The organism is Streptomyces sp. NPDC002490, from assembly GCF_040296045.1.
In the GTDB taxonomy this organism is placed as follows: domain Bacteria; phylum Actinomycetota; class Actinomycetes; order Streptomycetales; family Streptomycetaceae; genus Streptomyces.
In genome coordinates this window covers 1-6,561 of record NZ_JBEOWM010000105.1, presented here as the reverse complement: position 1 = coordinate 6,561, position 6,561 = coordinate 1, and the positions used below count along the sequence as shown (strand labels likewise).

Genomic DNA, 6,561 nt, shown 5'->3' with positions numbered 1-6,561 from the left:
CGGCCACTCAGGAGCGGCGGAAGTGTCCCTGCCCGAGGGCGGGTAGCCCGGATGCCGTCGACCCGTCTCAGTGGTGTCGGTGGGGAGGGAGGGGCTTCGCTTCGGTGTACTCAAGGATGCCCTCGTGTCCCCCTTCCCGACCGAGTCCGCTCTGCTTCACCCCGCCGAACGGTGCCGCGGGGTCGGAGACGATGCCCCGGTTCAGCCCGACCATCCCGCTCTCCAGCTCCCCGGACACGGCGAGCCCCCGTCGCAGGTCGCGGGTGTACACGTACGAGACCAGGCCGTACTCGGTGGAGTTGGCCAGCCGGACGGCCTCCGCCTCGTCCCGGAACCGGACGATCGGCGCGACCGGGCCGAAGATCTCCTCGCTCAGCAGTGCGGAGTCCGGTGCCACCTCGTCCAGCACGGTGGGCTCGTAGTAGTAGCCGGTGCGCTCCGGGGCCCGGCCGCCGGTGCGCACCCGGGCCCCGCGGGCCACGGCGTCCGCCACCAACTCCGCGACCTTGTCCCGGGTGTCCGCGTTGACCAGCGGCCCGACCTCGGTTTCCTCCTCCAGGCCCGGCCCCACGGTGAGGGAGGCCATGGCGGAGGCGAACCGGGACGCGAACTCCTCGGCCACGGACTCGTGGACGTAGAAGCGGTTGGCCGCCGTGCACGCCTCGCCGCCGTTGCGCATCTTCGCGAGCATCGCCCCCCGCACCGCGGCGTCGAGGTCCGCGTCCGCGAGCACCAGGAACGGGGCGTTGCCACCCAACTCCATGGAGGTGCTCAGCACCCGGTCCGCCGCACTGTGCAGCAGCCGGCGCCCGACCTCGGTCGAGCCGGTGAACGAGAGCTTGCGCACGGCCGGCTGGTCGAGCATCGCCCCGACCACCGCGCCGGACCGGTCGGCGGGCACCACGTTGACGGTTCCCGCGGGCGCACCCGCCTCGGCCAGCAGCGCGGCGACCGCGAGGGCGGTCAGCGGGGTGTCGCTGGCCGGCTTGAGCACGACGGAGCATCCCGCCGCGAGCGCGGGCCCGATCTTCCGGGTCGCCATGGCGGCCGGATAGTTCCACGGGGTGACCAGGACCGCGACACCGATGGGCGCCCGGTCCACGAGGATGCGGTACCCGCCCGCCGGAGCCTGCTGAACGGTGCCGGCGAGCCGCACCGCCTCCTCCGCGTACCAGCGGAAGAACTCGGCCGCGTAGGCGACTTCGGCCCGCGCGTCGGTCAACGCCTTGCCGTTCTCGGCGCTGATCAGGGTGGCGAAGTAGTCGGCGCGCTCGGTCATCAACTCGTAGGCGCGCCGCAACACGGTGGACCGCTCCCGTGCGGGAGTGGCCGCCCACCCGGGCAGCGCCCGGGCGGCAGCCTCGACGGCCGCCACCGCGTCCGCCTCCCCACCGGAGGCCACGGAGGCGATGACTTCCGTGGTCGCCGGATCGTGCACGTCGATCCGGCGACGGTCGGTGGCGGGGCGCCAGTCGCCGTCCACGAACAGGTCGGTGGGGCACAGGTCGAGGGCTTCGGTGAGTTTCATGAGGGCTCTCCGGGCTACAGGGGCGAGCGGTACGTCGGCCGACGGGGCTCTCCGCCCACGCTTCGACATACGGACCCAACTAAATGGCTTAGCCAGATACTTCAATATAGAGCGGCGGGGGAAGTCAGTCGAGGCATCTGCCCGGTACTTCTGAAGGTGAAATGCGTAACTGGACGGCCAATCTCGATCGAGATGCGCGAGCCGACCAGGACCACCCCCGACCGGCGACCCCGCACCCCCGGTACGCCGTGGGCCTCCGCCGACCTGAAGGAGCAGGCCGAAGGGCCGGTGCGCGTGCTCCTCGGGATCGCCGACCACGTCGGCCGGACGCCGGTCGTGACGCGACACGGCCGAGCCGGCACCGCGATCTCGCCGGGCGGCTCGGCGAGGGCACGTGCGCCGAGGACCTCCGCGCCTCGGCGCGTCACCGTGACCGCCGCGCGGCGCCGCCCACCCGGACCGTTCCGCCGTACGGGACGCCGTGTCGGAGCCGACGTCGAACACCGCCACGGGGTACGGAGCGTAGGTGGCCGGCGCACGCGGCACCGCGCGCCGGGGGCCCCGTGCGGTACGGTCGGGACATGTCGAAGCCAGTGACGATCCGGGTTCCCGACGAACTTCACGCCCTGCTCCAGGAGCGGGCCGAAGCGGAAGGAACCACGGTGACGGCACTCATCACCCGCGCCGCTCACGCCGCGGTGCGCGACCCGCGGCTGGAGGGCGCCGCGGAGGTCTTCCGCTCCTTCGTCAGCGACCACGCGGACGCCTTCGACCAGGCGTTCCCCGATGACGCCCGGCAGGACGCGTCGGGGCGGGCGGCCTGATGGCGGAACTCTCCATCGACATCCGCTGGCTCCTGGAACGCCAGACGGAGGTCATGCCCAAGCAGCCCGCCGTCCACGACTTCTCCGCCCTCGTGGCCGCGGTCGGCCGCCACCGCGTCAACACCCCCAAGGTCGGCGCGACCGTCGACAACGCCTGGCGCGCCGCGGTGTTGATGCACACCATCGTGCGACTGCGCCCCCTGCCCGCCCGCAACGCACTGTTCGGCGCGGGCATCGCCGTGGCGTACATGCACGCCGCGGGCGAGGGGATCGACCCTCCCTACGGCGCGTTGATAGACCTGGCCCGTGACCTCGACCACGGAGCGGACACCTACGACGCGGCCGACCGCATCCGCTCCTGGCGCATCTGACACCCTCACCCCCTCTGGAATAGCCGCTTGACTTGAAGCGCGCTCCAACAGGGAGGGTCTCTCCCAGCCCCACCCACCAGGCGCGGGCCCGAACCAGGAGAGATCCGTGAAGTACCGTCAGATCGGCACCCACCCCGACACCCGCCGCGAGGTCAGCGTCCTGAGCCTCGGCGCCATGCTCTTCGGCACCCGCACCGACGAGGAGACGTCCTACGCCATCCTCGACCGCTACGTCGAAGCCGGCGGCACCTTCATCGACACGTCCAACAACTACGCCTACTGGCACACCGGCGGACAGGGCGGCGAGAGCGAACTCCTGTTGGGCCGCTGGCGGGCCAGCAGGGGAGTCGGCGACGAGATCACCATCGCCACGAAGATGGGAGCGCGACCGCTGGCACCCGGCACCGGATTCATCGAGAACGGGGAGGGGCTGGCGCCCGAGGCCATCCGCATCGCCGCCGAACAGAGCCGTGAACGACTCGGCATGGACCGTCTCCCCCTGCTGTACGCCCACGTCGAGGACCTGAAGACCCCGCTGATCAAGACGGTCGAGGGGTTCGCCGCCCTGGTCGCCGAGGGCGCGGTCGGACTCCTGGGCATCAGCAACCACTGGGCGTGGAAGGTCGAACGGGCCCGGGCCATCGCCGCCGCAGCGGGCCTGCCGGGCTTCGAGGTCCTCCAGTACAGCCACAGCTATCTGCGCCGACGCACGGACCGGCCGGACGCCTCGTCCAAGGACGGCGCGTACGGGATCGCGGACGGCGACGTGCTCAGCTACGTCCGTGCGGATCCGACGCTCGCCCTGGTCGCCTACACCCCCTTGCTCAGCGGCGCCTACACCCGTGAGGACAAGCCCCTCGGCCCCGACTTCGACCACGCAGGCACCCCGGTGCGCCTGGCGGCCCTGGCGGAGGTGGTCAAGGAGACGGGCGCCACGGCCAACCAGGTGGTGCTGTCTTGGATGGTCGGAGCGGAGGTCCCGGCCGTCCCGTTGGTCGGCGCCTCCTCGGTCGCCCAACTCGACGAGAGCCTCGCCGCCCTCGACCTGGAGTTGACCCCCGATCAGCGGGCCAGGCTCGACGGGGCCCACTGAATCCGCACACGGCCGGGCCCGGACGGATGAATCCGTCCGGGCCCGGCCGCTCTCCTGCTTCGTCGCTCACTGCGGACCCATGGGGTCCTGCCGACCATGCATCCGGAACGCAGCGCTACGGTTCCATTCGTCCGCGGCGATGAGAAGACACGCGACGATCAGGACGACGTTCTTGATGATGTACTGCCCCTCCATCGTCGGAATGAGGAATCCGCCCTGCCACATCTCGTCCGCGAGGAGGAAGAGGGCGAAGAAGACCCCGACCATGTGGCCGAAGAAGACGACGAGCGTCAAGCGCAGCAGCAGCCCGGTGACCAGGCCTATGCCGATCGCCGTCTCCATCAGGGCCAGCAGGGGAACGATGGCGTCCTTGGGCAACAGGCCCAGGGTCATCTTGGACACGGCACGAACGGCCACCCCTTCCGCCGGGCTGGTGGAAGGGAAGAGCTTGAGGATGCCGAACCACAGGAAGACCAGGCCCACGGACCACCGCAGCAGCATCGGCCCGCGGACCGTGACCCGCACGGCCAGACCGTCCGCGGCGCGGGTGACCTGTTGGCGGGTGGACCGGGGGCGCACATGAGCTCCTGCGGTGCGCCGAGTGAGGACCCGCTGCTGAGAGGTGGAGAACCGGCTCTCGCTGGTGTTTCCTACCGTCATGAGTACTCTCCTGCCCATCGGTGTCTACATGGTGTCGCGGCAACCGGCCGTCGCGGGCGCGGTGCGATGAGGCCGGTGCCGGTGCCACCGCGCGGATGCTCCCGAGCGGAGTCCGAGGAAGGAACTCCCGGGAGTGCTGGAGCGCGGGGCGTGGTGGGATGCTGCTCGGACCCGCTCCGGCGATTCCGGGGCGGGTCGCGTCGACGGCAACTGCCGTGACGTCAGCTGGTGTTCACGCCTGGATGGGGTTGTGGGTGAGAGTCACCCGGTGGAGCGGTGAGGGGAGGGAGCAAAAGCGGAGGGCGTTCGCCGTCGTAGGGATCGGCACGCTCGTGGCCAGGAGGGGGACGACGGCCGTACGGGCAGTGGCCGGCCTAGGGGTACCCGGCATGGCAACTCCTTCTACGTGGGGGGCGCACGCCACCGCGCGGTTCCGTCGGAGCAGCGTGCGGTCATCGAGCGGGTGAGCTGAACGGCAGCCCGGTGGTGGGGTACCGGCAGCCGATGTGGGGGCTCTCCCGCGCATATGCTTGGTCTAGACCATACCCCTTGACGTTATCCGGTCAAGAGGAGAGGGCCGGTCAGTGCATGTTTTGGCCCCCGGTGTCACACGCCCAAGGGGCACCCCAGACCCTACCGGACACACCCCGTGACGCTCATACCCGGCTTGGCGTGCGGTGACCTTGATCACAAGATGCGGCACCGAAGCGACGCACCGTCAATTGTCCCTCCCGAAAATCTACTTGCTCCTCCCGGGCCTCAGGATGCACTGAGGCACCGCTCTCTCCGAGTCCGTCGCGGTTCATGTACGTGAGACCGCGCCGACGCCGCGTCCACGGACCGTGACGGTCACCGCTCGAAGAACCGGACCTGTGGCGCCTGCCGAAAACGACTGCCCAACCGCCCGCCGGGGCCGGCCCGAGTCCGTAGAGGAACCCGGTGCACACGGCGGAGCCTGACGTGCACTGCGCCGCGATCCGGTGGGTTGAGACCTACGCGAACCGTGGGTGATCAGCCTCCTCCGTCGGCGAGCGTGCACACCGCGAGGACCGCGTTCTCGGCGAGCGGGTCGAGGCGGCTGGAGCGGGCCATGGCTGCCCAACGAGTCGTGCCAGTTGGTGGATGCCCAGCACATCGTGATCGCGGCAGGCTCCGGGTGGCTGGTGGTCAGGGGACGTTGAGGATGTCGTGATCCCCGATCCGCCGCCAGATGACGTGGGGTTGCCCGGGGCGTGCCGGCCGGCGGGTGGAAGTGACGGAGTGGAGGGTGCTGTGGGCGGTGAGGACGAGAGCGATACCGACAGCGCCGGGGTCGCGGGCGTGCTGGCGGGGTTCGGTGCTCTCCGGCAACGGGCACCCCGGCAACGCATCCGCCACCGGAACCGGTCACCGCGTCCGGCTCGCGACCCACCCGTTCACGTCCGCCACGCCTCAGGAAACTGGCCACGGTGGAGCGTCCGGCTGTACGGGACAAGCTCCTCGGGTGTCCCGTACAGGGTCCCTGAGCAGCAAGAACAAGAAATCCGTGATCGGGACAGCCGCCAGCTGTGGCCGCAGCCTCCACCGTGAGCCCAGACTGTGGGTGCCAGGAAGGCGCTGGGCGGTTCCGTCGCGACGATGGATCAGCCAGGGCGGGAAGGTCGCCACGGACGGGCAGTGGAGCCGCCATCTGAAGATCGACTGCCTCCGCTCACGCAAAGACCCGGACAAGCACCGTCACACGGGACCACCTTGCCGTGTACGGCAGGGACGGACCGCTTCCAGGAGCCACTACAAGAACGAAGAAGGGAACAGCATCATGTCGTTACGCAATGTCCTCGCCACCGCAGCGGTGTCGGCGGCCTTCATCGGGGCCGGCGTGTTGACCGCGCCCGTCGCCCAGGCCGCCGAGAACTCCTTCGTCCCCGCGACGGCCCATGCTTCGGCGGCTGCACACGAGTCAGCCCAAGCCTACGTCTGGCAGCCCACCGGCGAGGTCTACACCAGCCTCAGAAAGTGTTGGGTAATTGATCAACTGCACGACGTGATCCCCTGGCGGTGATCTTCGTGGGTGGGTGTTCGCGAAGATCACCGGCATGTGTGTCT

The 6,561-nt window shown here is 70.1% G+C and carries 6 protein-coding genes; 4 read left to right on the top strand and 2 right to left on the bottom strand.

Going from position 1 to position 6,561, the window contains the following annotated elements; all coding sequences use genetic code 11:
• Positions 1-67: 67 nt before the first annotated feature.
• Positions 68-1,528, bottom strand: a complete 1,461-nt coding sequence (locus tag ABT092_RS30630) for an NAD-dependent succinate-semialdehyde dehydrogenase (protein ID WP_351249740.1) — start codon at positions 1,526-1,528, stop codon at positions 68-70.
• A gap of 581 nt (positions 1,529-2,109) precedes the next feature.
• Between ABT092_RS30630 and ABT092_RS30625 the strand changes: the two genes are divergently transcribed.
• The 3 genes from ABT092_RS30625 to ABT092_RS30615 all read left to right on the top strand — a co-directional run bounded on the left by ABT092_RS30625 (position 2,110) and on the right by ABT092_RS30615 (position 3,816).
• Positions 2,110-2,352: a YlcI/YnfO family protein gene (locus ABT092_RS30625; protein WP_351249738.1), complete on the top strand. Its 243-nt coding sequence runs from the start codon at positions 2,110-2,112 to the stop codon at positions 2,350-2,352.
• Complete coding sequence (locus ABT092_RS30620; protein WP_445398736.1) at positions 2,352-2,723, top strand: toxin Doc; 372 nt, start codon at positions 2,352-2,354, stop codon at positions 2,721-2,723. Before ABT092_RS30625 ends, ABT092_RS30620 begins: the two co-directional genes overlap by 1 nt.
• A gap of 106 nt (positions 2,724-2,829) precedes the next feature.
• Positions 2,830-3,816, top strand: coding sequence for an aldo/keto reductase (locus ABT092_RS30615; protein WP_351249736.1), 987 nt, complete (start codon positions 2,830-2,832; stop codon positions 3,814-3,816).
• 66 nt (positions 3,817-3,882) lie between these two features.
• Here the strand turns inward: ABT092_RS30615 and ABT092_RS30610 are convergent, their stop codons facing one another.
• On the bottom strand, positions 3,883-4,476 hold the full coding sequence (locus ABT092_RS30610) for a DoxX family protein (protein ID WP_351249734.1): 594 nt from the start codon (positions 4,474-4,476) through the stop codon (positions 3,883-3,885).
• A gap of 1,798 nt (positions 4,477-6,274) precedes the next feature.
• Here ABT092_RS30610 and ABT092_RS30605 point away from each other — a divergent pair.
• The gene (locus ABT092_RS30605; RefSeq protein WP_351249732.1) at positions 6,275-6,517 is read left to right on the top strand and encodes a hypothetical protein; all 243 of its coding nucleotides are present in this window, start codon (positions 6,275-6,277) and stop codon (positions 6,515-6,517) included.
• Positions 6,518-6,561 lie beyond the last annotated feature (44 nt).

Excerpts from the sequence above, each read along its gene's own strand:
- ABT092_RS30610 (WP_351249734.1), bottom strand. The coding sequence starts at position 4,476 with ATGACGGTAGGAAACACCAGCGAGAGCCGGTTCTCCACCTCTCAGCAG.
- ABT092_RS30625 (WP_351249738.1), top strand. The coding sequence starts at position 2,110 with ATGTCGAAGCCAGTGACGATCCGGGTTCCCGACGAACTTCACGCCCTG.
- ABT092_RS30605 (WP_351249732.1), top strand. The coding sequence starts at position 6,275 with ATGTCGTTACGCAATGTCCTCGCCACCGCAGCGGTGTCGGCGGCCTTC.
- ABT092_RS30630 (WP_351249740.1), bottom strand. The coding sequence starts at position 1,528 with ATGAAACTCACCGAAGCCCTCGACCTGTGCCCCACCGACCTGTTCGTG.
- ABT092_RS30620 (WP_445398736.1), top strand. The coding sequence starts at position 2,352 with ATGGCGGAACTCTCCATCGACATCCGCTGGCTCCTGGAACGCCAGACG.